This window comes from Mesorhizobium sp. M1252 (assembly GCF_040318265.1).
GTDB lineage: Bacteria > Pseudomonadota > Alphaproteobacteria > Rhizobiales > Rhizobiaceae > Mesorhizobium.
This window is the reverse complement of record NZ_JAMYLX010000004.1, coordinates 331,003-353,868: the sequence shown is the minus strand read 5'-3', so window position 1 is coordinate 353,868 and position 22,866 is coordinate 331,003. Positions and strand designations below refer to the sequence as shown.

At 63.2% G+C, this 22,866-nt stretch carries 17 protein-coding genes; 12 read left to right on the top strand and 5 right to left on the bottom strand.

Annotated elements, in window-relative coordinates; all coding sequences use genetic code 11:
* Positions 1–36: 36 nt before the first annotated feature.
* The gene (locus NKH22_RS10900) at positions 37–1,230 is read left to right on the top strand and encodes a TMEM43 family protein (RefSeq protein ID WP_023820684.1); all 1,194 of its coding nucleotides are present in this window, start codon (positions 37–39) and stop codon (positions 1,228–1,230) included.
* Positions 1,231–1,317: 87 nt separating this feature from the next.
* On the opposite strand, the gene NKH22_RS10895 is transcribed toward NKH22_RS10900, so the two are convergent.
* On the bottom strand, positions 1,318–2,349 hold the full coding sequence (locus NKH22_RS10895; RefSeq protein WP_023671761.1) for a histone deacetylase family protein: 1,032 nt from the start codon (positions 2,347–2,349) through the stop codon (positions 1,318–1,320).
* A 24-nt stretch (positions 2,350–2,373) separates the two neighbouring features.
* Positions 2,374–3,027, bottom strand: coding sequence for a TetR/AcrR family transcriptional regulator (locus tag NKH22_RS10890; RefSeq protein WP_023686329.1), 654 nt, complete (start codon positions 3,025–3,027; stop codon positions 2,374–2,376).
* Positions 3,028–3,304: 277 nt separating this feature from the next.
* Here NKH22_RS10890 and NKH22_RS10885 point away from each other — a divergent pair, with 277 nt between their 5' ends.
* The 8 genes from NKH22_RS10885 (at position 3,305) to NKH22_RS10850 (ending at position 13,923) form a co-directional block, all read left to right on the top strand.
* Complete coding sequence (locus NKH22_RS10885; protein ID WP_023737690.1) at positions 3,305–4,984, top strand: amidohydrolase; 1,680 nt, start codon at positions 3,305–3,307, stop codon at positions 4,982–4,984.
* A 156-nt stretch (positions 4,985–5,140) separates the two neighbouring features.
* Complete coding sequence (locus NKH22_RS10880; protein ID WP_023699750.1) at positions 5,141–6,241, top strand: ABC transporter ATP-binding protein; 1,101 nt, start codon at positions 5,141–5,143, stop codon at positions 6,239–6,241.
* Between the two features lie 2 nt (positions 6,242–6,243).
* Positions 6,244–7,164 carry an ABC transporter permease gene (locus NKH22_RS10875; RefSeq protein WP_023828190.1) on the top strand — a complete coding sequence of 307 codons (921 nt, stop codon included), beginning with the start codon at positions 6,244–6,246 and terminating at the stop codon, positions 7,162–7,164.
* Entirely contained in the window at positions 7,157–7,957 is an 801-nt protein-coding gene (locus NKH22_RS10870) for an ABC transporter permease (RefSeq protein WP_023671766.1), read from the top strand. Before NKH22_RS10875 ends, NKH22_RS10870 begins: the two co-directional genes overlap by 8 nt.
* Before the next feature lie 23 nt (positions 7,958–7,980).
* A complete protein-coding gene (locus tag NKH22_RS10865; RefSeq protein WP_023683465.1) occupies positions 7,981–9,015 on the top strand; it encodes an ABC transporter substrate-binding protein in 1,035 nt (344 codons plus the stop codon).
* 59 nt (positions 9,016–9,074) lie between these two features.
* Positions 9,075–10,271: a serine hydrolase domain-containing protein gene (locus NKH22_RS10860; RefSeq protein WP_352909522.1), complete on the top strand. Its 1,197-nt coding sequence runs from the start codon at positions 9,075–9,077 to the stop codon at positions 10,269–10,271.
* Between the two features lie 34 nt (positions 10,272–10,305).
* Positions 10,306–11,487, top strand: a complete 1,182-nt coding sequence (locus NKH22_RS10855; protein ID WP_352909520.1) for a serine hydrolase domain-containing protein — start codon at positions 10,306–10,308, stop codon at positions 11,485–11,487.
* A 117-nt stretch (positions 11,488–11,604) separates the two neighbouring features.
* A complete protein-coding gene (locus NKH22_RS10850; protein WP_352909518.1) occupies positions 11,605–13,923 on the top strand; it encodes a Tex family protein in 2,319 nt (772 codons plus the stop codon).
* 39 nt (positions 13,924–13,962) lie between these two features.
* Here the strand turns inward: NKH22_RS10850 and NKH22_RS10845 are convergent, their stop codons facing one another.
* The 3 genes from NKH22_RS10845 to NKH22_RS10835 are packed head-to-tail and all read right to left on the bottom strand — an operon-like array spanning position 13,963 to position 15,482.
* The gene (locus NKH22_RS10845; RefSeq protein WP_352909516.1) at positions 13,963–14,274 is read right to left on the bottom strand and encodes a type II toxin-antitoxin system RelE/ParE family toxin; all 312 of its coding nucleotides are present in this window, start codon (positions 14,272–14,274) and stop codon (positions 13,963–13,965) included.
* Between the two features lie 3 nt (positions 14,275–14,277).
* Complete coding sequence (locus tag NKH22_RS10840) at positions 14,278–14,532, bottom strand: type II toxin-antitoxin system ParD family antitoxin (protein ID WP_352909514.1); 255 nt, start codon at positions 14,530–14,532, stop codon at positions 14,278–14,280.
* Positions 14,533–14,585: 53 nt separating this feature from the next.
* Positions 14,586–15,482 carry a LysR family transcriptional regulator gene (locus NKH22_RS10835; RefSeq protein ID WP_352909512.1) on the bottom strand — a complete coding sequence of 299 codons (897 nt, stop codon included), beginning with the start codon at positions 15,480–15,482 and terminating at the stop codon, positions 14,586–14,588.
* Between the two features lie 161 nt (positions 15,483–15,643).
* Between NKH22_RS10835 and NKH22_RS10830 the strand changes: the two genes are divergently transcribed.
* The 3 genes from NKH22_RS10830 (at position 15,644) to NKH22_RS10820 (ending at position 22,866) form a co-directional block, all read left to right on the top strand.
* Positions 15,644–16,840, top strand: a complete 1,197-nt coding sequence (locus tag NKH22_RS10830) for an acyl-CoA dehydrogenase (protein WP_352909510.1) — start codon at positions 15,644–15,646, stop codon at positions 16,838–16,840.
* A gap of 248 nt (positions 16,841–17,088) precedes the next feature.
* Positions 17,089–20,448, top strand: coding sequence for a transglutaminase family protein (locus NKH22_RS10825; RefSeq protein WP_352909508.1), 3,360 nt, complete (start codon positions 17,089–17,091; stop codon positions 20,446–20,448).
* Positions 20,449–20,454: 6 nt separating this feature from the next.
* Positions 20,455–22,866: a circularly permuted type 2 ATP-grasp protein gene (locus tag NKH22_RS10820; protein ID WP_352909506.1), complete on the top strand. Its 2,412-nt coding sequence runs from the start codon at positions 20,455–20,457 to the stop codon at positions 22,864–22,866.

Genomic DNA, 22,866 nt, shown 5'->3' with positions numbered 1-22,866 from the left:
GTTTAAATCTTGGGCAACTTTGTTTCGGGGGAAACGATGAGCGATTCATTTCGGGAAGTCACATCCGTCTCGTGGTTCGGGCGGATCAAGCGTGCGGTCGGCGGGGTCATCTTCGGCCTTATGCTGATCGTGCTGATGGTGATCGGGCTGTTCTGGAACGAAGGCCGCGCCGTGCAGACGGCGCGCTCGCTGGCCGAAGGTTCTGGAGCGGTGGTTTCGGTCGGCGCCGACAGCGTCGATACCGCCAATGACGGCAAGCTGGTTCATGTCAGCGGACCGGTAACGGCGGACAGCGGCCTGGCGGATCCGGATTTCGGCATTGCGGCGCAAGGGCTGCGGCTGTCGCGGAGCGTCGAGATGTATCAGTGGAAGGAAGAGTCCAAGTCGGAGACGACGAAGAAGCTCGGCGGTGGCGAAGAGACGGTGACCACCTACAGCTATTCCAAGGTGTGGGACGACAGCCAGATCGACTCGTCGGACTTCAAGAAGCCGGACGGCCACCAGAATCCGCCGATGGAAATCCACGGCCGGACCTTCCAGATTCCTGAGGGCAAGCTTGTCGCCTTCGATCTCGATACGCCAGTGCTGGACCGTATCGAGGGTGACAAGGACTATTCGCTCTCAGCCGACCAGTCGGCGGCGATAAAGGCTGCCTATACCGGAACGAAACCGCTCAGCATCGTCGATGGCAAGATTTTTCTCGGCAATGACAACACGACGCCCGCTTTGGGTGACTATCGAATCGGCTACGAACTGGCGCCGCTGGGCGTGATCAGCATCATCGCGCGCCAGGCCGACAGCCGCTTCGAGCCCTACCAGACGCAAGCCGGCGATGCGCTGCTGATGGTCGATACCGGCAACGTCCCGGCCGAAAAGATGTTCGCCGACGCCGTCAGCGCCAACACGCTGATCACCTGGCTGCTGCGCGGCGCCGGCTTGCTGTTGCTGACCATAGGCTTTGCGCTGTTCCTCAGCCCGATCGGGGTGATCCTCGACGTCATACCCTTCCTCGGCAGCATGGCGCGGATGGGCACCGGCATTATCGCCTTCGTCCTGGCGATCCTAGTCGGCACGGTGACGATTGCGATTGCCTGGTTCTGGTACCGGCCGTTGCTGGCGGTGGCCATCCTGGCGACAGGCGTGATTGCGGCGGTGATTGTCTACCGCATCGGCCGGTCGCGAAGGCCAGCCGTTCCGGTGGTTGCACCCAACCCGGCTGCGGCCGCCTAGATGGTCGGGGCGGCCGGAGCCGCCCCATATCTCCTTGGCGCAATTCCGGCCGGAAAACCGCCTCACACTTATCCTGGAATTGCTTTCCTATTTGTCCTCGAAGCCGGTGAGCACGCCGACGGCGTTGATGCCGATCTCCTCGACGGCGTAGCCACCTTCCATCACGAACAGCGTCGGCAGGCCGAGCTTGGCGATGCGATGGCCGATCTTCGGATAGTCCGGGCTTTTCAGCTTGAACTGGCTGATCGGGTCCTTCTCGAAGGTGTCGACGCCGAGCGACACGATGACGATATCGGGGGCGTAGGCGGCGAGCTTGGCGCAAGCGTCCTCCAGCGAGGCGTTCCAGGCGTCCCAATTGGTGCCGAAGGGCATGGGATAATTGACGTTGAAACCTTCGCCGGCGCTGGCGCCGCGTTCATCGGCATGGCCGAGGAAGAACGGATACTCCACCATGGGATCGCCATGCAGGTTGAGAACCTGCACGTCGGCGCGTTCATAGAAGATCTCCTGCGTGCCATTGCCGTGGTGATAGTCGACGTCGAGGATCGAGACGCGTTTTGCGCCCTGATCGAGGAACCACTGCGCGGCGACCGCGGCATTGTTGATGTAGCAGTAGCCGCCCATGAACCCGGCACCGGCGTGATGGCCGGGCGGGCGGCAGAGCGCGAAGGCCGACCGCTCGCCACCCTTGACCAAGGCCGCCGCCGTCAGCGCCACGTCATAGGACGATTTGATCGCGGTCCATGTGCCTTCGACGAAGGTGGCGCCGGCGTCGAAGGAATAGTAGCCGAGCAAGGCGTCGACGCGCTTGGGTGGCACGTCGCCGCGCAGGCCGCGCGTCGGCCAGGTGAAGGGCATCGCCGTGCCCTCGAAGCCGGCGGCCTTCCACGCCGGCCAGACGGTCGGCAGGAAGTCGATATAGTCGGCCTTGTGGATGCGCTTGGCGGCTGTGAGATCGTGCTCGACAGGTCCGATGATCGGCCCCAGCTTCTCGCTCTCGACCCGCGCCTTGATGAACTCGGCCCGCGACGGCTTTTCGAAACCCGGCACGATTGCCGACGTGACCAGTTCCATCTGGCCGGCATGGCCGGCATGAAGCGGCGAATAGACAGTCTTCATGAATTTCCTCTCGAAATAGCGAAATCAGTCAAGGTTGAGATAGGGGGTGACCAAAGCGAGCCACATTCTTTCCACATCGTCCTCGATGAGGTCGTATGTCTTGCGATCCCGCTTCAACCCCACAAGCCGGCAGGCGTGCCCGACATCCATCATCAGCACGCCGAGCCGGCTGGCGATCTTGTCTTCAAGGGCCGGGTTCACATGCTGCAGCCACGCGGCGTAAAGCGCGATGATCTGCTCGTCATATTCGTCCTGGATCGGCCTGAGGTCGGCATTGCCGGATATCGCCTCGATCACCGGCATCAGGGTGGCGTTTTCGAGATATATTCTGGAGGTATCGATGAAGAGCTTGCGCACCTCCTGCCGAAACTCGTCGCGGTTGGTCGGTGGGGTGACCTCGATGCGCCTGGCGATCACCTCGGGAAACGACGACAGCCAGCGCCGGGCGAGGTCGAGGAGAATGGCTTCCTTGTTGGGAAAGTACTGGTAGACCGAACCGACCGACAGGCCCGCGCGCCGGGCAATGGCGAGCGTCGTCGGCGTCTTGGTTCCCTGCTCCCGCGTCAGGATCAAAGCCGCGTCGAGTATCCGGTCGACCACCTTGCTCGACCGTTCCTGCCGCGGCTGCTTGCGCGGTTCGAGCGCCATCCTGGTTTCGCGGCTGAGACTGCGCTTCACGGATTGATGCCTTCGTTCCCTGCCGGTTTCAACACAGGTCCCGGTCTCAACATTGGCGTGGTGTGTTGTCCACAATACATTCGAAATTCGGCACGTTGACAAACGCGAATAATTAGTCGCATTCTTTTATCCACGCTGTTTTGAGAGATCACAAGGGGAATTTCGAAAGAGCGCACTGGCATCAGTTTTCGTCCGATAACGCCGCTCCAGCGGAGTGGCAGCTTGTCGGACAAGAGGGTTGTCGGTCTCAGCCAGTCGTCAAAACCGCGGAGTCGCGATGTCTGTCACGGGTGCGGGTCAAAATGCTGATCTGATCGTCATCAATGGTCGCGTGCGGACCATGGACGATGACAATCCCGCCGCCGAGGCGATTGCCGTCAAGGACGGCGCCATCATCGCCATCGGCAACCACGCCGCCATCGAAAAACTCAAGGGAACGACCACAGAGGTGATCGACGCCAAGGGCGGTTCGGTCCTGCCCGGTTTCATCGAAGCCCACATGCATCTGTTCTCGGGAGGGGCCGAGCTCGCGCATCTTCAACTCGGCGGTATCCATGGCTTCGAGGCGCTTCAAAGCGCCATCCGCGACTACGCCACGACGTGGCCCGAGGCGAAGATGCTTGTGGGACAGGGCGTCGACTACACCGTGCTCGGCGACGAGCGGGTGACACGCCATCATCTCGACGCCATCCTGCCCGACCGCCCCTTCTGCATGGCGGCACCCGACCACCATACGATGTGGGCCAACACCAAGGCGTTGGAGATGGCCGGCATCCTGAAGGGACGCACGCTCGGTCCGGGCAACGAGATCGTGATGGGTGACGACGGCCTGGCCGCGGGCGAATTGCGCGAGGGCGAGGCCTTCGGTCCGGTGCTCGACCTTGCCGGCGAAAGCCGGGTGCGGCTGGGGCTGTCGACCGGCGGTGAGCCCGACCCAATGCCGTCGACCGCCGAGCGGGCCGCTGACCGTGACATCATGCGGCGCGGGCTTGCATGGTGCGCGCGCCACGGCATCACCTCGATCCAGAACATGGACGGCAATCTCTACCAGCTCGAACTGCTTTCCGAGATCGAGGCCGAGGAGGGATTGCCCTGCCGCGTCAAGATCCCGTTCCACTACAAGAATTTCATGACGCTCGACATGCTCGAGAAGGCGTCCGTCATGGCCGAGCGCTACCACAGTGAGTGGCTGTCATCGGGCATGGTCAAGGTGTTCTATGACGGCGTGCTCGATTCCTGGACCGCTGTTATGGTCGAACCCTATGCGGATCGTCCCGACTGGGTCGGCGAGCCGCTGTTCACGCCGCAGCAATTTATCGATCTCGCCGTGGCTATCGACAAACGCGGGCTGCAGATCGCGGTGCACTCGATCGGTGACGGCGCGGTGCGCGCAGTGCTCGACGGTTACGAGGCGGCGCAGAAGCTCAATGGCAAGCGCGACAGCCGGCACAGGGTTGAGCACATCGAGGTCACCACAGCAGCCGACGTGCCGCGTTTTGCCGAACTCGGCGTCATCGCCTCGATGCAGCCGTCGCATCCGCCCGGCGCCATGGATTTTCCACTGGAGCCGACGGTGTCACGCATCGGACCGGCCCGCTGGCCGCTGAGCTATGCCTGGCGCACCCTGAAAAGCGCCGGCGCCCATGTCGTGTTCGCCTCGGACTGGCCGGTGGCGGCGATCGACCCGATCCTGAGCATTCAGGCGGCAGTGCAGCGCAAACCATGGGCAGAAGGCGATCCTGACCAGAGTTTCTCGCTGCAGGAAGCCATTGCCGCCTACACGGTCGAGGGCGCCTATGCCGAGTTCGCCGAGCATCGCAAAGGCGTTCTGAAACCCCGCTATATGGCGGATCTGGTGGTTTTGTCGGCCGATATCGAGAAGACGGCGCCGGCCGATCTACACAAGCTGCGGCCGGTGACGACGGTCTGCGGTGGCAAGGTCACCTACCAGGCCTGACAATGGCATGCGGCTTGCACAGCTTGCCGCTTGCAAGACGAAATGACCGACTGAACTGTGATTCAATGCCGGACTTGCCAACCTACCGGCCGTGTGGTCACATCGAACAGGGGAAAAACTCCGCCAGCAAGAGCGGGGTCAACAGTGAGGCGTATCGTGCCGGAAAAACCGGATCGGAATGCAATTGAAGTCGTAAACGTCAGTAAAATTTTCGGATCGGGTGAGGGGCAGGTCGCTGCCCTCGATACGGTCTCGGTATCTATCCGCGAGAATGAGTTTTTTACACTGCTGGGACCATCCGGCTGCGGCAAGACCACGTTGCTGCGGCTGATTGCCGGCTTCGACTTTCCAACCGCCGGCGAAATCCTCCTCTACGGCCAGGACATCGCGCCGTTGCCGCCCTTCAAGCGACCGGTCAACACCGTCTTCCAATCCTACGCGCTGTTCCCGCATATGACGGTCGCCGACAATATCGGCTTTGGCCTGGAAATGCTGGGCAAGCCGAAGGCCGAGATCAAGGCGCGCGTCGCCGAGATGCTGAAACTGGTGAAGATGGAGGCGCTGGCGGGCCGCCGCACCAGCCAGATCTCCGGCGGCCAGCAGCAGCGCGTGGCGCTCGCCCGGGCGCTGGCGCCGCAGCCCAAGGTGCTCCTGCTCGACGAACCGCTCTCGGCCCTGGACTACAAGCTGCGCAAGGAAATGCAGATCGAATTGAAGCGGCTGCAGCACGAGACGGGCATCACCTTCATCTTCGTCACCCACGACCAGGAGGAAGCGCTGACCATGTCGGATCGCATCGCGGTGATGTCGTCGGGCAAAATCCTGCAGGTCGGCTCGCCGCGCGACATCTACGACCGGCCGGCCGAGCGTTTCGTCGCCGACTTCATCGGCGAGTCGAACTTCCTCAAGGCGGATGTGGTTAGCGCGACTGGTGGCCGGGCGACGGTGAAGCTGCCGTCTGGTGTGGAAATCCCAGCCTCGCTGCCGGAAGGCTTCAGCCCCAGCGGCAAGGTCACCATCGTCGTGCGCCCAGAGCATGCGCAGTTGGGCACGGCCAGCCCGAGCGCTTCGCTGTCCGGCACCGTCGAAAACATCGTCTATCTCGGCACCGACACGCACTTCCATCTGCGCCTTGCCGGTGGCGAGCCGTTCATCGTGCGGCGTCAGAACAGCCGCGGCGCCGGTGACGGCTTCGTGCAGGGCGGCCAGATCGGCATCACGATCGGCAACGACGCCGCGCAAGTGCTGAAGGACTGATCATGGCGACCGCGGAACAAGTCGCCAAGGCAGCGCAGCGACGCGATGTGCGCGACCGCTGGCTGCTGTCAGCGCCAGCCTTGCTGGTGATCTTCCTCGCCGCGACCGGCCCCTTGCTGATCGTGCTGATCTACTCGTTCCTGACGCCTGGCCCCTATGGCGATGTGAAGTGGCAGTTCTCGCCCGATGCCTGGCTGTCGGTGTTCATGGAACGCGACATTTTCGACGATACGCTTTCGCTTGCGGCAGCGCATGTCACCATCTTCTGGCGCTCGATCAAGCTGGCGGTGATAACGACGATCGCCACTTTGGCATTGGGGTTTCCAACCGCCTATTTCATGGCGACGCGCAGCGAGAAAACCAGGGATCTCTGGCTGTTCCTGATCACCATTCCGTTCTGGACCAACCTTCTGATCCGCACCTTCGCCGTGCTGCAGATCATCCGCAACGAAGGCATCATCAACACCATCCTTATCAAGCTTGGTATCGTCTCGGCGCCGGTGCAGATCCTCTTCACCGACACGGCGATTCTGATCGGCATGGCCTATGTCTATCTGCCGCTGATGGTGCTGCCGATCTATGCCAGCATGGAGAAGCTTGATTTTCGCCTCGTCGAGGCGGGCTACGACCTCTACGCGACCCGATTCAAGGTATTGCGGAAGATCATTTTCCCGCTGGTCAAACCCGGCGTCATTGCCGGCTCCATCCTGGTCTTCATTCCAGCCCTTGGCGCCTATGTGACGCCGAGCGTGCTTGGCGGCGGCAAGAACATGATGCTGTCCAACCTGATCGAATTGCAGTTCGGGCAGGGCCGCAACTGGCCGCTCGGCTCGGCGCTGTCGATCACGGTCATGATCATCGTCATGGTGGCGCTGCTTGCCTATGTGCGCAATGCCGGCAAGTCGGGGGTGCGGCATGGCTAAGAACTTTTCCATCAAGCACCAGACCGGCTTCACGGTGATCGCTGCGACCTGTTTTATCGTGCTCTATCTGCCGATCATCGTGCTGGTCGCCTATGCCTTCAACGCGGCGAACTCGACGTCCGAATGGGGCGGCTTTTCGATGCGCTGGTTCCAGTCGGCTTGGCAGAACGTGCAAGTTATCGACGCGACGCTACGCTCGTTCCAGATCGGCGCCGTCGCTGCGGTGCTGTCGACAATCTTTGCCACCATGGCCGCGCTCGCCACCACGCGCACCGCGTCCTATCCGGGCCTCACCTTCAAATATGCGGCGATCAACCAGCCGCTGATGGTGCCCGAGATCGTCACCGGCGTGGCGCTGCTGATCTTCTTCTCGCGCATCAAGATCTTCACCGGCTATTCCGGCATTGGCTATCTGATCGCCGCGCACACGGCGTTCTGCATCCCGTTCGCCTATCTGCCGATCCGGGCGCGGCTGGAAAACATGGACCTGACGCTGGAGCGCGCGGCCGCCGATCTGTACGCGACGCCTTGGAAGACCTTCCGCCGCATCACGCTGCCGCTTTTGTGGCCCGGCATACTGGCCGGACTGATGCTGGCATTCGTCATCTCGCTCGATGACGTCGTCATCACCGAGTTTGTCAAATCGGGCGGCCAGGATACGCTGCCCACCTACATGCTCGGCCAGATCCGCCGCGGCATCACGCCTGAGATCAACGCGATATCGACCGCCTTCCTGCTGCTTTCGGTCGCGATCGTCACGTTGTTTTTCTTCGTCAGCAGGAAAAGAGACTGAACCGACAAATGGGAGCTAAAACCATGAACTGGAAAACAACGACAGCCGCCATGGGGTTGGCGCTGCTCGCAACGACGAGCCTGGCCAGCGCCGATGGCGAGCTGAACATCTACAATTGGGGCAACTATACCAGCCCCGACGTGATCAAAAAGTTCGAAGCCAAATACAACGTCAAGGTGACCATCACCGATTACGATTCCAACGATACGGCGCTCGCCAAGGTACGCCAGGGCGGCACCGGCTTCGACATCGCCGTTCCGTCGCAAACCTACGTGCCGATCTGGATCAAGGAGGGCCTCGTGCAGGAGACCGATCCGGGCAAGATGGAGAACTTCAAGAACGTGGCGCCGGAATGGGCCAATCCAGACTTCGACCCCGGCCGCAAATATTCCGTGCCGTGGGCGCTGGGCACCGTCGGCGTCGTCGTCAACACCGATGCCTACAAGGGACCAGCCGACAGCTGGGGCATCATCTTCAACACGCCGGACGAGCTGAAGGGCAAGACCAATGTCGTTCCCGAGATGAATGACGTTATCTTCGCGGCGATCAAATATGTCGGCGGCCAGCAGTGCACCGACGACAAGACGGTGCTGAAGAAGGTGCGCGACACGCTTGTCGCGGCCAAGCCAAACTGGATCGCCATGGAATACAACACCATCGAAAAGATGGGCGCCGGCGACTTCAAGGCGACCAGCGACTGGAACGGCTCGGCGCTACGCCAGCGGTTGGCCAATCCGGCCATCCACTACAATTATCCGAAGGAAGGCTACGGCCTGTGGAGCGATAACGTCGTCGTTCTCAAGGAAGCCAAGAATGTCGAGAACGCCAAGCTGTTCCAGAACTTCATCATGGATCCGGAAAACGCGGCCGGCCTCTCGGCCTTCCACCGTTACGCAAACGCCATTACCGGCTCGGACAAATACATGCCGGCCGATATGAAGGATGCGCCGGAAGTCGTCATTCCGGAGGCTGCGAAGGCACAGGGCGAATTCCAGAAGATGTGCGCGCCTGAGATTCAGGACATCTACACCAAGATCTGGACCGAACTGCAGAAATAACCGCAGTCTGACAGACCCGGCGGCATAGGCCGCCGGGCTTTTCCTTTGGAATGGCTTTCATGGACTCCTATCGCAACAGCGATCCGCGGCCACCGATCATGCAGGGCTCACCGCCGCAGATGGCGCTGCCGAAGCTCGATTGGGACCGGCCGCCATGGAATCGCTGGGCCTTCCAACACATCCGCGAATTCCTGCCGACCATCGAGGTCTGGCGCGGTAATGGCCATCGCCATCGTCTTGAGCGCGCAGAGACCGATCTCGACGCGCTGCCGGTGGAAGACAGCAAGGGCCGTCCGACGACGCTCGTTGGCCTGCTCGACGAGACCTACACGGACGGCTTCCTGGTGCTCAAAGACGGCAAGGTCGCCTATGAGCGCTATTTCAACGGCATGGCCGAGCGCACGCTGCATCTGTCGCAGTCGATGGCGAAGTCGGTAACAGGCTCGGTGTTCGGTATTCTGGTCGGGCGCGGCCTGATCGATCCGGCCAAACCGGTGACCGAATATCTGCCGGAACTCGGCGAGACCGGCTGGGCCGGCGCCAGCGTGCAGCATGTGCTCGACATGACCACCGGCGTGCGCTTTTCCGAAGAATACACCGACCGCTATTCTGATATCGGCCAAGTCGATGTCGCCACCGGCTGGAAGCCGGTGCCGCCGGACAGCGATCCCGCTTTCCAATGGCCGTCGCATCTCTTCGAACTGATCCTGCGGCTGAAGGACAAGGCGCGCCCGCATGGCGCCGCATTCGAGTACCGCTCGATCGAAACGGATGTGCTTGCCTTCATCATGGAGCGGGTGATCGGCAAGCGGCTGGCGCAACTGGTCTCAGAGGAACTCTGGCAGAAGCTCGGCGCCGACGAGAGCGCCTGCTTCACCGTCGACAGCGCCGGCTATGCGCTGGCCGATGGCGGCTTCAACGCGACGCTGCGCGACTATGCCCGCTTCGGCCAGCTGATCCTCGACAATGGCCGCGGCATCGTGCCGGCCGACTGGATCGAGGCGACGCGCAACGGCAGGCATGGGCCGGACTTCAATCCGAGCCTGCCGGAAGGCAGTTACCGCAACCAGTTCTGGATAGAGAATCCGCGCTCGCGCGCTTTGATGTGCCGGGGCGTGTTCGGGCAGATGATCCATATCGACTGGGACACAAGCATGGTCGTGGTCAAGCTTTCGACCTATCCGGATTTCAGCGATGTCGCCTATTCCGTGGCGACGTTGAAGGCGGTGCACGCCATCGCCAAGGCGCTTGGCTGATCCCACAACAAACGCTCTTTGGAAGGAACACGCCATGACCGCCAAGACCGCGTTCGAGACCCGCTACGGCTTTCGCCGTAACGAGGTGTTGCTTTCCAACTGGCGCGAAAGCCCGTTCAACCGGTGGTCGTTCCAGAACCTTGGTGAACTGGTGCCGACCGCTCCCGTGGCGGCGACGCCTGGAGGCGTCGAGGCGCCGGCGCGGGACCTTGGCGGGCTGCTCGGCGAAAAGGTTTCGATCGCCAGCGCGCCGGAAACGGTGGCCGAATTCCTGGCGCGTTCGAGCAGCGACGCGCTGACGGTGATGAAGGGCGGCAAGATCATCGGCGACTGGTTTGCGCCCAATATGGATTTCGGCGCCCGCCACATCATCTTCTCGATCAGCAAGTCGGTCACCGCGATCGTCGCCGGCATATTGGAAGGCGAGGGCGTGTTCGACCCTGAGGCGCCGTTGACAGCCTACATCCCCGAAGCCGCCGGCTCGGCCTACGCCGATGCAAGCTGCCGGCATGTGCTCGACATGAGCGTCAGCCTGGATTTCGAGGAGGCCTATCTCGACCCGGAAAGCGCCTTTGCCCGCTATCGCCGCGCGACGCTGTGGAATCCGGGCGGCGGCACGGAAAGCCTGCGCGAATTCATCCTGACCTTGCAGCGGCTCGCCGAACCGCATGGCGAAACCTTCCGCTACCGCTCACCCAATTCCGACCTGCTCGGCATCCTGCTCGAGCGCGCTTCGGGACAGCGCTTCGCTGACCTGATGCGCGAAAAACTATGGCTGCCGCTCGGCGCCGTCAGCGAGGCCTCGATCGGCGTCGACATGGAAGGCACGGCGCGCACCGCCGGCGGCATTTCGGTGACGCCGCGCGATCTCGCACGCATAGGCGAGATGATACGGCAAGGAGGCGTGGCTAATGGCCGCCGCATCGTGCCTGAGGCTTGGGTGCGCGACACGACGGTTACCGGTGGCAGTGCGGAAGCCTGGCAGCGCGGCACAATGGTGTCGTTGTTCCCGAAGGGCCGGTATCGCAACAAATGGTACCAGACGGGCCACGAAAACGGCGCCTATTGCGGCATCGGCATCCATGGCCAGTGGCTTTACGTCGACCCGAAGACGGAAGTTGTGATTGCAAAAATGGGGTCGCAGCCGGTGCCTGAGGACCATGCGCTCGAACGCGAGATCGTTGCCTTCTTCGAGGCGCTGAGCCGTATGGTCTGACCGGCGGAAGCACGGCGCTTTCCTGTGGACCTCCTTGCCGCTTGAGAACGCTGCGGTTGGCGTGGCTGATATCAGCGCCTATGGTCGCCGCTCATTTCGACTGGGCACAGGAACAACATGGCATCCGACATCAAGCGCATCGCAGCCATCATCGCGGCCGAGATCGGCGCGCGGCCCGAACAGGCTGCCGCGGCGATCGGCCTGCTCGATGAGGGCGCGACGGTGCCGTTCGTGGCGCGCTACCGCAAGGAGGCCACAGGCGGGCTGGACGACACGCAATTGCGCGACTTGGCGGAACGGCTGGCCTATCTGCGCGAGCTCGATGCGCGCCGCGACACCATCCTCAGTTCCATCCGCGAGCAGGGCAAGCTGACGCAGGAGCTTGAAGGCAAGATCGTGGCTGCCACCACCAAGGCGGAGCTGGAAGACATCTATCTGCCCTACAAGCCCAAGCGCCGCACAAAAGCCGAGATCGCCCGGGAGCGGGGGCTCGGGCCGTTGGCGGAGGCGATCTTGGCCAACCGCGCCCTGGTGCCGGCTGAACTGGCACTGACCTATGTCACTGAGGAGGTGGCCGACGCCAAGGCGGCGCTCGAAGGCGCACGCGACATCCTGTCGGAACAGTTCGCGGAAAATGCCGATCTGGTCGGCAAATTGCGAAATTACATGAAGGAGCGCGCCTTCATGCGCGCCCGCGTCGTCGACGGCAAGCAGGAGGCCGGCGCGAAATTCTCCGACTATTTCGACCATGTCGAGCGCTGGGCAAATGTTCCGAGCCACCGTGCGCTGGCCATGCTGCGCGGCCGCAACGAAGAGGTGTTGTCGCTCGACATCGAGGTCGATGCCGACGATGCCTCGCCGGTGAAGCCGGTGGAGCGGATGATCGCCAATGCTTATGCGATCGGCGCCAGCCTGCCCGGCGACCGCTGGCTGATGGAGGTCGCCGGCTGGACCTGGCGCATAAAACTGTCGCTGCACCTGACGCTCGATCTGATGCGCGACCTGCGCGAGCGGGCGGAGGAAGAGGCGATCCACGTCTTTGCCCGCAACCTCAAGGATTTGCTGCTGGCGGCACCTGCCGGCTCGCGGCCGACCATGGGGCTCGATCCCGGCATCCGCACCGGCGTCAAGGTCGCTGTCGTGGATGGCACCGGCAAGGTGCTGGCGACGACGACCGTCTATCCATTTCCGCCGCGGAACGATGTGCGCGGCACACAGGCGGAACTCGCCAAGCTCATCCGCCTGCACAAGGTCGAGCTGATCTCGATCGGCAACGGCACCGGCAGCCGCGAGACTGAAAAGCTGGTCGCCGACATGCTGTCCGACATGCCTTCGGATGGTGGGCCAAAGCCGCTCAAGGTGATCGTCAGCGAGGCCGGCGCCTCGGTCTATTCCGCTTCGGCCACTGCGGCAGCGGAATTCCCCGGGCTCGACGTGTCGCTGCGCGGCGCGGTGTCGATCGCGCGGCGGCTGCAGGACCCGCTCGCCGAACTGGTCAAGATCGAGCCGAAATCCATCGGCGTCGGCCAGTACCAGCACGATGTCGACCAGTACCGGCTCGGCCGTTCGCTGGAAGCGGTGGTGGAGGACGCGGTGAATGCTGTCGGCGTCGATCTCAACACCGCCTCGGCGCCGCTTTTGGCCCGCGTGTCAGGCCTAGGCGCGTCGCTTGCCGATGCCATTGTCGCGCATCGCGATGCGACCGGGCCGTTCGCCAGCCGCAAGGAGCTGCTCAAGGTAGCGCGGCTCGGATCGCGCGCGTTCGAACAGTCCGCAGGCTTCCTGCGCATTGCCAATGGCAGCGAGCCGCTCGACGCCTCGTCGGTGCATCCGGAAGCCTACGGCGTGGCCAAGAAGATCGTCGCCGCCTGCGGTCGCGATCTGCGCTCGCTGATGGGCGACAGCACTGCGCTCAAGGCGCTCGACCCGCGCGTCTTCGTTGACGAACGCTTCGGCCTGCCGACGGTGCGCGACATCATTGCCGAACTGGAAAAGCCCGGCCGCGACCCGCGCCCCGGCTTCAAGACCGCAACCTTTGCCGATGGTGTCGACGACATCAAGGATCTGAAGCCCGGCATGCTGTTGGAAGGCACCGTCACCAATGTCGCTGCCTTCGGCGCCTTCGTCGATATCGGCGTGCACCAGGACGGGCTGGTGCATGTCTCGCAACTGGCCGACCGCTTCATCAAGGACGCGCATGAGGTGGTGAAGGCCGGCGACGTGGTGAAGGTGCGTGTCGTGGACGTCGACATCAAACGCAAGCGCATCGCGCTTTCCATGCGCAAGGATGGCGGCGAGGGCGGTGCACCGAAAGGACCGCGCGACAATGGCGGCGGCAAGCCGGCGCCACGTTCGCCGGCGCCGCAGCGCCAGCCGGAGAGGCCGTCGCAGGGTGCGTTCGGTGCGGCACTGGCCGATGCGATGAAGCGGAAGTAATTATTCTACTGCGACCGTAAGCAATTCGCTTCAAAGGGTTCAAGGCTCACTGAGCGGATACTCTCCCTCGAGAATTGCCGTGATGTCGCGAGCGCCATGCAAGATACGCTCGATGCGCACTTTATCGCCTTCGGCGGTGTAGAATATCACATAGCGCTGAAATGCGATGGAACGCAGGCCGGGCCTAAGGGTCGGACGAGGAACGCCGCCACGTGGCGCATCTGCAATCCGGCCACATCGTTCCCTGAGTGCAATGATGAAGCGCCGGGCTGCGGCTGGATTTTCAGCGTGGATGTAATCGCCGATCTCTTCGGCATCCTGAGCAGCGGCCGGCGCAAAGATGACCGCCATTGGTCATCGCTTTCCGCCGCTGTATTTTGCTGCCAGCCGATTGAACACTTGGTCGGCCGGAATGCCTGGACCGCTCTCTACACCCTTGCGAATCTCTTCTCGCAGCGCTGCAAGCTTCGCCTCGCGTTGCTCCTCGCGCTCTTCCAGCAGACGCAGGCTGTCGCGCACAACTTCGCTGGCGCTTGCATAGCGGCCACTCTCCACCAACTCGCGTACCAATGTCTCATAGCGATGGCCGATGCTGTAGCTTGCAGGCATGAGTTGTCCTTACGCTTTATCCATTATTATCAATCTTTGATAACCGAGCCAAGTCAAATCTGCTGAGCAACCTGCCCCAGCAGCCAGTCGCGAAAGCTGGCGACCGGTGGGTGGCCGCGTTTGTCGTGTGGGACGACGAGGTAGTAGGCGCTGCGGCTCTGCATCGGCTGTCCGGGCGTCGCCACGAGCTGGCCGCGCTGCAACTCGCCCGCAATCAGGACCTGCGGCAGCAGCGCCACGCCAAGCCCCGCCATGCAGGCCTGGGCGACGGTGCCGAACTGTTCGAACTGCATGCCGGGCCCGGTCGGCGCACTTAGGCCCTGTTCCTCGAACCATTCGCTCCAGGCGCCCGGACGCGTCGCCATGTGCAGCAGCGGCAGGCGGCTGATGTCGGCCGCAGTAGTGATGTCGCGGCTGGCCAGAAATTCGGGCGAGACCACCGGCATCACGGTTTCGCGCATCAGAAGCGTGGAGTCGGCGTCTGGCCAGTCCGGCTGGCCATGATGGATGGCGGCGTCGAGCCGCTCACGGGCGAAATCGAAACGGCCGATGCGTGTGACGAAATTGATGGTAATGTCGGGGTTCTTCGTGACGAAATCCGGGATCAGCGGCATCAGCCACCGTGTGCCGAAGGTCGGCAAGATGGCTAGGTTCAGCATGCCACTATGCCGATTGCTCATCAATCCGAGTGCTGCATCGCGCAACTGCCCGAGTGCTGTGCGAACCGCTTCGGCATAGATATCGCCCGCCGCCGACAGCCGGACATTGCGGCTATCGCGTTCGAACAGCCGGCGACCGAACTGCTCTTCCAGCAACCTTATCTGCCGGCTGACGGCCCCCTGGGTCAGGTCGAGTTCCTGAGCAGCGGCGGTGAAGGAGCCAAGTCGGGCCACGGCCTCGAAGGCGGCAAGGGCGCTGGTGCTCGGCAAAAGGCGGCGCTGGACGTTCATGGTCTATTACTAATGCTCATTGATCGGTGATGCAATTTCGTTTGATTTTTTCGGGGTGGAGGCCGATAAGCCCGGCATCCGAGATTTTTTGTTTATGCATGTCGTTGCCCCAAAACCGCTGAACACTTTTGGGCGACATGCATTTGGGAGAGACCGAAGCCATGGCCGCCGACAAGAACGCGTTCATCTGGGAAGACCCTTTCCTGATCGAAAACCAGCTTTCCGAGGATGAGCGCATGGTGCGCGATGGCGCGGCCGCCTTTGCCGCCGACAAGCTCGCGCCGCGCATCGAGGAGGCCTATCTCGAGGAAAAGACCGACGCCGGCATTTTTCGTGAGATGGGCGAGGCCGGCCTGCTCGGCATCACCATTCCCGAGGAATATGGCGGGCTCGGCGCCAATTACGTCACCTACGGGTTGGTGGCGCGCGAGGTCGAGCGGGTCGATTCCGGCTACCGCTCGATGATGTCGGTGCAGTCGTCGCTGGTGATGTATCCGATCCATGCCTATGGCTCGGAAGAACAGCGCAAGAAATTTCTGCCGAAGCTGGCCTCGGGCGAATGGATCGGCTGCTTCGGCCTGACCGAACCGGATGCGGGTTCCGATCCCGGCGGTATGAAGACGCGGGCCGAGAAGACCGCGAACGGGTACAGGATTTCCGGCTCGAAAATGTGGATCTCCAACGCGCCGATCGCCGATGTGTTCGTCGTCTGGGCGAAGCTCAAGGGCGACAACGGCAAGGACGAAATCCGCGGCTTCGTGCTGGAAAAGGGCATGAAGGGGCTTTCGGCACCGAAGATCGGCGGCAAGCTCAGCCTTCGCGCGTCGATCACCGGCGAAGTGGTGATGGAAGGCGTCGAGGTTGGCGAAGATGCGCTGCTGCCCAACGCCAAGGGCCTCGGCGGTCCGTTCGGCTGCCTCAACCGCGCGCGCTACGGCATTTCCTGGGGCGCGATGGGCGCGGCCGAGGATTGCTGGCACCGGGCCCGGCAATATGGTCTCGACCGCAAGCAGTTCGGCAAGCCGCTCGCCGGCACGCAGCTGTTCCAGAAGAAGCTCGCCGACATGCAGACCGAGATCGCGCTGGGCCTGCAGGCCAGCTTGCGGGTCGGAAGGCTGATGGACGAGGGCAAGATGGCACCGGAGATGATCTCGATCGTCAAGCGCAACAATTGCGGCAAGGCGCTCGACATCGCCCGCCAGGCCCGCGACATGCATGGCGGCAACGGCATCCAGATCGGCTACCACGTCATGCGCCACGCGCAGAACCTGGAGACGGTCAACACCTATGAAGGCACGCATGACGTGCATGCGCTGATCCTTGGCAGGGCTCAGACGGGGATACAGGCGTTTTTCTAAGCTGTGCCGAATTCAAGTGAGGCCGGCCTGCAAATGGCCGATACCTGCGCTTCCGGTGCTCGCGTACCAAAAGTACGCTCTGCTCCGGTTCTCGGTATCAGCCATTTTCGACTCGGCCTGACCTGAATCTCGACACAGCGTAGCCGGCTTCGGCTGCTTAATTTAGGTGCAGCGCAACATCTCTGCTTGGAGAATGGCCAATAGATGTGTCAGGGTTCGGCTGAAGAAACGCCGATCTCCGGGGCCCCATGGCAATACTGGCAGCCGTCTACCACCTGACCCATTACAAATATGACCGGCCGGTGGTTCTCGGGCCCCAGGTCATCAGGCTGCAGCCGGCACCGCATTCCCGCACCAAGGTGCTCAGCCATTCGCTGAAGGTCGGGCCGGCGAACCACTTCGTCAATCTGCAGCAGGACCCCTACGGCAATTTCCTGGCCCGCTTCGTCTTCCCGGAACCGGTGACGGAATTGAAGATCGAGGTCGACCTCGTCGCCGACATGACGATCTACAATCCGTTCGATTTCTTCGTCGAGCCATCGGCCGAGACCTTCCCGTTCGAGTACCCCGAAGACATCAGGGACGATCTCGCCATCTACCGCACGCCGGAGCCGGCGGGGCCGCTGCTGTCTGCTTTCCTCGCAACCATCGACCGTAGCGCCACCAACACCGTCAATTTCGTCGTCGACCTCAATGCGCGGCTGCAGCGGGAGATCGCTTATATCGTGCGGATGGAAACCGGCGTGTTCTCGCCGGAGGAAACGCTGGCCGCGAAAAAGGGATCGTGCCGGGATTCGAGCTGGCTGCTGGTGCAAATCCTCAGGAATCTCGGCCTCGCCGCGCGTTTCGTCTCCGGCTATCTGATCCAGCTGAAGCCCGATCTGGTCGCGCTCGATGGCCCAGCCGGAACCGCTGTCGATTTCACCGACCTGCACGCCTGGTGCGAGGTCTATCTGCCGGGCGCCGGCTGGATCGGCTTCGATCCGACGTCCGGCCTGCTCACCGGCGAAAGCCATGTGCCGCTGGCGGCCACGCCGCATTTCCGCAACGCCGCGCCCATTTCCGGCATGGCGAGCTTTGCCAATGTCGAGTTCGGCTTCGACATGCGTGTCGACCGCATTGCCGAACATCCGCGCATCACCAAGCCATTCTCGGACGAAAGCTGGCAGGCGCTGGATGCGCTGGGCAACAAGGTCGACGCCGCACTTCAAGCGGGCGACGTCAGGCTGACCATGGGCGGCGAGCCGACCTTTGTCTCCATCGACGATTTCGAGTCCGCCGAGTGGAACACCGCCGCCGTCGGCCCGACCAAGCGCGAAAAGGCCGATGCGCTGATCCGTAAATTGCGCGAACGCTTCGCGCCGGGCGGCTTCCTCCACTACGGCCAGGGCAAATGGTATCCGGGCGAAAGCCTGCCGCGCTGGACCTTTTCGCTCTATTGGCGCACCGACGGCCAGCCGGTGTGGAGCGATCCGTCGCTGATCGCACGCGAAAAGAGCGACGCAAAGGTGGGGCCGCAGCAGGCCGAGAGCTTGCTGACGGCAATCGCCGGCGAACTCGGCATCGACAAGGCGATGGTCAGCGAGGCCTATGAGGACCCGGCCGAATGGCTGCTGAAAGAAGGCAAGCTGCCCGACAATGTCGATCCGTCCAACTCCAAGCTGGAAGACCCGGAAGAGCGCAGCCGCATGGCGAAAGTGTTCGAGCGCGGGCTGACCAAGCCGTCGGGCTACGTGCTGCCGGTGCAGCGCTGGAACAGCCAGGCTTCGGACCCGCGCTGGCGCTCGGAGAAGTGGAAGACCCGGCGCGGGCGGCTGTTCCTGGTGCCGGGCGATTCCCCTGTCGGTTACCGCCTGCCGCTGGGCACGCTGCCCTATGTGCCGCCGGCGCAGTTCCCCTATATTGTGCCGGTCGATCCGTCGCTGCCGCGTGGACCGCTGCCGGCGCGGGAAGCCATACTGCCAGAACCGGCTCCGGCCGAGCTGGAAGGCGCCGACGAGATGGCACGACGCCAGCAGGCGATTTCTTTCACGGCGACGACCGGCCAGCAGGATAGGGTCGAACAGGAGATCACCGAGATCGGCGGCGCGGTGCGTACAGCACTTTCGGTCGAGCCACGCGACGGGCGGCTGTGCGTGTTCATGCCGCCGGTCGAGGCGCTGGAAGACTATCTCGAACTCGTCGCAGCCGCCGAAAACGCGGCCAAGGCGATCGGCCTTCCCGTCCATATCGAAGGCTATGGACCGCCGCACGATCCGCGCCTCAACGTCATCAGGGTGGCACCCGATCCCGGCGTCATCGAGGTCAACATCCATCCGGCTGCCAACTGGCAGGACTGCGTGGCGACGACGACGGCGATCTACGAGGAAGCACGGCAGACGCGGCTTGGCGCCGACAAGTTCATGATCGACGGCCGCCACACCGGTACCGGCGGGGGCAACCATGTCGTCGTCGGCGGCGCGACGCCCAATGACAGCCCGTTCCTGCGCCGGCCCGATCTGTTGAAGAGCCTGGTGCTGCAATGGCAGCGGCGCCCGTCGCTGTCCTATCTATTCTCCGGCCTGTTCATCGGCCCGACCAGCCAGGCGCCGCGCTTCGACGAGGCGCGGCACGATTCGCTTTACGAACTCGAGATCGCGATGGCGCAGGTGCCGCACCCGGGCCAGGGCAACCCAGCGCTGCCTTGGCTGGTCGACCGACTGTTTCGCAATCTGCTCACCGATGTCACCGGCAATACGCACCGCTCGGAAATCTGCATCGACAAGCTGTTTTCGCCCGATGGCCCGACCGGCCGGCTTGGGCTTGTTGAGTTCCGCGGTTTCGAGATGCCGCCCAATGCGCGCATGTCGCTGGCGCAGCAATTGCTGGTACGCGCCATCATCGCCCGTGCGTGGAACAACCCGCTTGATGGCCGCTTCGTGCGCTGGGGCACCTCGCTCCATGACCGTTTCATGCTGCCGCACTATGTCTGGGCGGATTTCCTCGACGTGCTCGACGACCTCAAGCTCAATGGCTTCGAGTTCCGTCCGGAATGGTTCGATGCCCAGCTCGAGTTCCGCTTCCCCTTCTGCGGCGAAGTCCAGCACGCGGGCATCAAGCTGGAGCTCAGGCAGGCGCTTGAGCCTTGGCACGTCATGGGCGAGCAGGGCGCCATCGGCGGCACCGTGCGCTTCGTCGATTCCTCGGTCGAACGGCTGCAGGTCAGAACCGAAGGCCTCAATCCGGAACGTCACGCCATCGTTTGCAACGGCCGAATCGTGCCGATGAAGGTGACCGACAACCGCGAGGTCGCGGTGGCGGGCGTGCGCTTCAAGGCCTGGCAGCCGGCGTCCGGCCTGCATCCGGCGCTGCCGGTCAACACGCCGCTGGTGTTCGATATCTATGACCGCTGGTCGGGGCGGGCGGTGGGCGGCTGCGTCTACCATGTCGCGCATCCCGGCGGGCGCAGCTATGACACTTTCCCGGTCAATGGCAATGAGGCCGAGGCGCGGCGACTTGCCCGCTTCGAGCCGCGCGGCCACACGCCGTCGGCCTATGTGCTGCGCAACGAAGAAGCCTCTGAAGACTTCCCGATGACCCTTGACCTCAGGCGGCCACCCAGACTCTGATCAGCGATGGCAAAGGGGAATCAGAAAAAGATACGCGGCAAGCCGCTGAGGCACAGTCTGCTGGAGCACTACCAGCCGATTGACGGCGTCGTCGACGAAATGGTCGATGCTTCAGGCCATCCGCGTCCGGCCTGGGCGCCCTTCATCGAAGCGCTGGAGGAACTGGGTCCCGAAAAGCTCGGCCAGCGCTTCGCCCGCGCCGACCAGTATCTGCGCGATGCCGGCGTCTATTACCGCGTCTATGACAAGGCCGGCGCCAATGAGCGCGAATGGCCGCTGGCGCACATCCCGCTGCTGATCGAGGACAAGGAATGGGCCGAGATCAGCGCCGGCCTCGTGCAGCGGGCCGACCTGTTCGAGGAGATCGTCGCTGATATTTACGGGCCGAACCGGCTGATCGAGAAGGGCATCCTTCCCGCCGGATTGATTGCGGCGAGCCCTGAATATTTGCGGCCGGTCGCCGGCACCAGGCCGGCCAGCGGTCATTTCCTGCATTTTTGCGCTTTCGAGCTCGGCCGTGGACCCGACGGCAACTGGTGGGTGCTGGGTGACCGCACGCAGGCGCCGTCGGGTGCCGGCTTTGCGCTGGAAAACCGCGTCGCCACGACACGCGCGCTGTCCGATATCTATGGCGAGATGCATGTGCACCGCCTCGCCGGTTTCTTCCGCCGCTTTCGCGATGCGCTGATCGGCATGGCCAAGGAGAATGACGGCCGCGTCGCCATACTGACGCCGGGTCCGCTCAACGAAACCTATTACGAACATGCCTATATCGCCCGCTATCTCGGCATCATGCTGCTCGAGGGCGAGGACCTGACCGTCTCCGGCGGCAAGCTGATGGTGCGCACGGTTTCCGGGCTGATGCCGATCAGCGTGCTGTGGCGACGGCTCGACGCCGCCTTTGCCGATCCGCTGGAACTGCGGCCCGACTCGCAGATCGGCACGCCGGGGCTGGTCGAGGCGATCCGCCGCGGCGCCGTTTCGACGGTCAATGCGCTGGGTTCGGGCCTGATGGAAACACGAGCGCTGCTCGCCTTCCTGCCGAAGATTTCGCGCGAATTGCGCGGCGAGGAGCTATTGTTGCCGAGTGTCGCCACCTGGTGGTGCGGGCAGGACAGCGAACGCCGGCATGTGCTTGCCAATCTCGACCGCATGGTGGTCGGCCCGGCGCTGTCGACGCGGCTTGCCTTCGAAGACGACGACCAGACCAGGCTCGGTTCGGCGCTATCGCCGGAAGAACGCACCGCACTGATTGCGCGCATCGAGAGCGACGGCGGCGGCTTTGTCGGCCAGGAAGCGGTGACGCTGTCGACGACGCCGGTCTATGTCGGCGGCTGGCTGGAGCCGCGGCCGGCAAGCCTCCGCGTCTATCTGGCGCGCACGCCTGAGGGCTGGACGGTGATGCCGGGCGGCTTCGCTCGCGTCGGCCTCTTGCTCGACCCGACGGCTATCGCCATGCAGCGCGGCGGCCAGGCGGCCGACGTCTGGGTGGTCAGCGACCGGCCTGTCGAGCGCGAGACGCTGCTGCCGCAGGAGCATGACAGTTTTGCCCGCACCATGCCGGGGAGCCTGCCCAGCCGCGCGGCGGAAAACCTGACCTGGCTCGGCCGCTACATCGAGCGCTCGGAAGATACGGTGCGCATTCTGCGCGCCTATCATGTGCGGCTGGCCGAAACGTCCGATCCGGACATGCCGCTGCTCGCCGATGTCAGGGATTACCTGGAACCGTTCGGCATCGATCTCGAAGCGGCCATTCCACCCGGATTGATCGGTACGCTGGACAGCGCCGTCTACAGCGCCGGACAGATCCGCGACCGTTTTTCGCCCGATGGCTGGCTGGCGCTGAAGGACCTGTCGAAGACCATTCATCAGTTCGCCACCACGGTGGCGCCGGGTGACGACGCGACACGGGCGATGACGGTCATGCTGCGCAAGCTCGCCGGTTTCTCTGGCCTGTTGCATGAGAACATGTATCGTTTCACCGGCTGGCGTTTCCTAGAGATCGGCCGGCGCATCGAGCGCGGCATCCAGATCGCCCGCACCCTTGCCTGTCTCACCCGAGCCAGTGCGCCGGACGGTTCGCTCGACATGATGCTGGAGATCGGCGACAGCGTCATGACCCACCGCCGACAGTATCCGGTGCGGGCGGGGCGCCGAACGGTGATCGATCTCTTGGCGCTCGATCCGCTCAACCCGCGCTCGATCCTGTTCCAGCTCGAGCGGCTGAAGGCGGAGATCGGCCTTTTGCCGTCGGTTGGCCCGGAGGGGCATATGTCGGTGGCGGCCAAGGAAATCCTGCAGCTCAACACGGCAATTGCCGTCATGGAGCCATCGGAGATGTCTGCGGAGGTGCTGGACGATCTCGCCACCGAGATCGGCAACCTCTACAACAGCCTCGCCAAAGCGTACTTCGGTTAA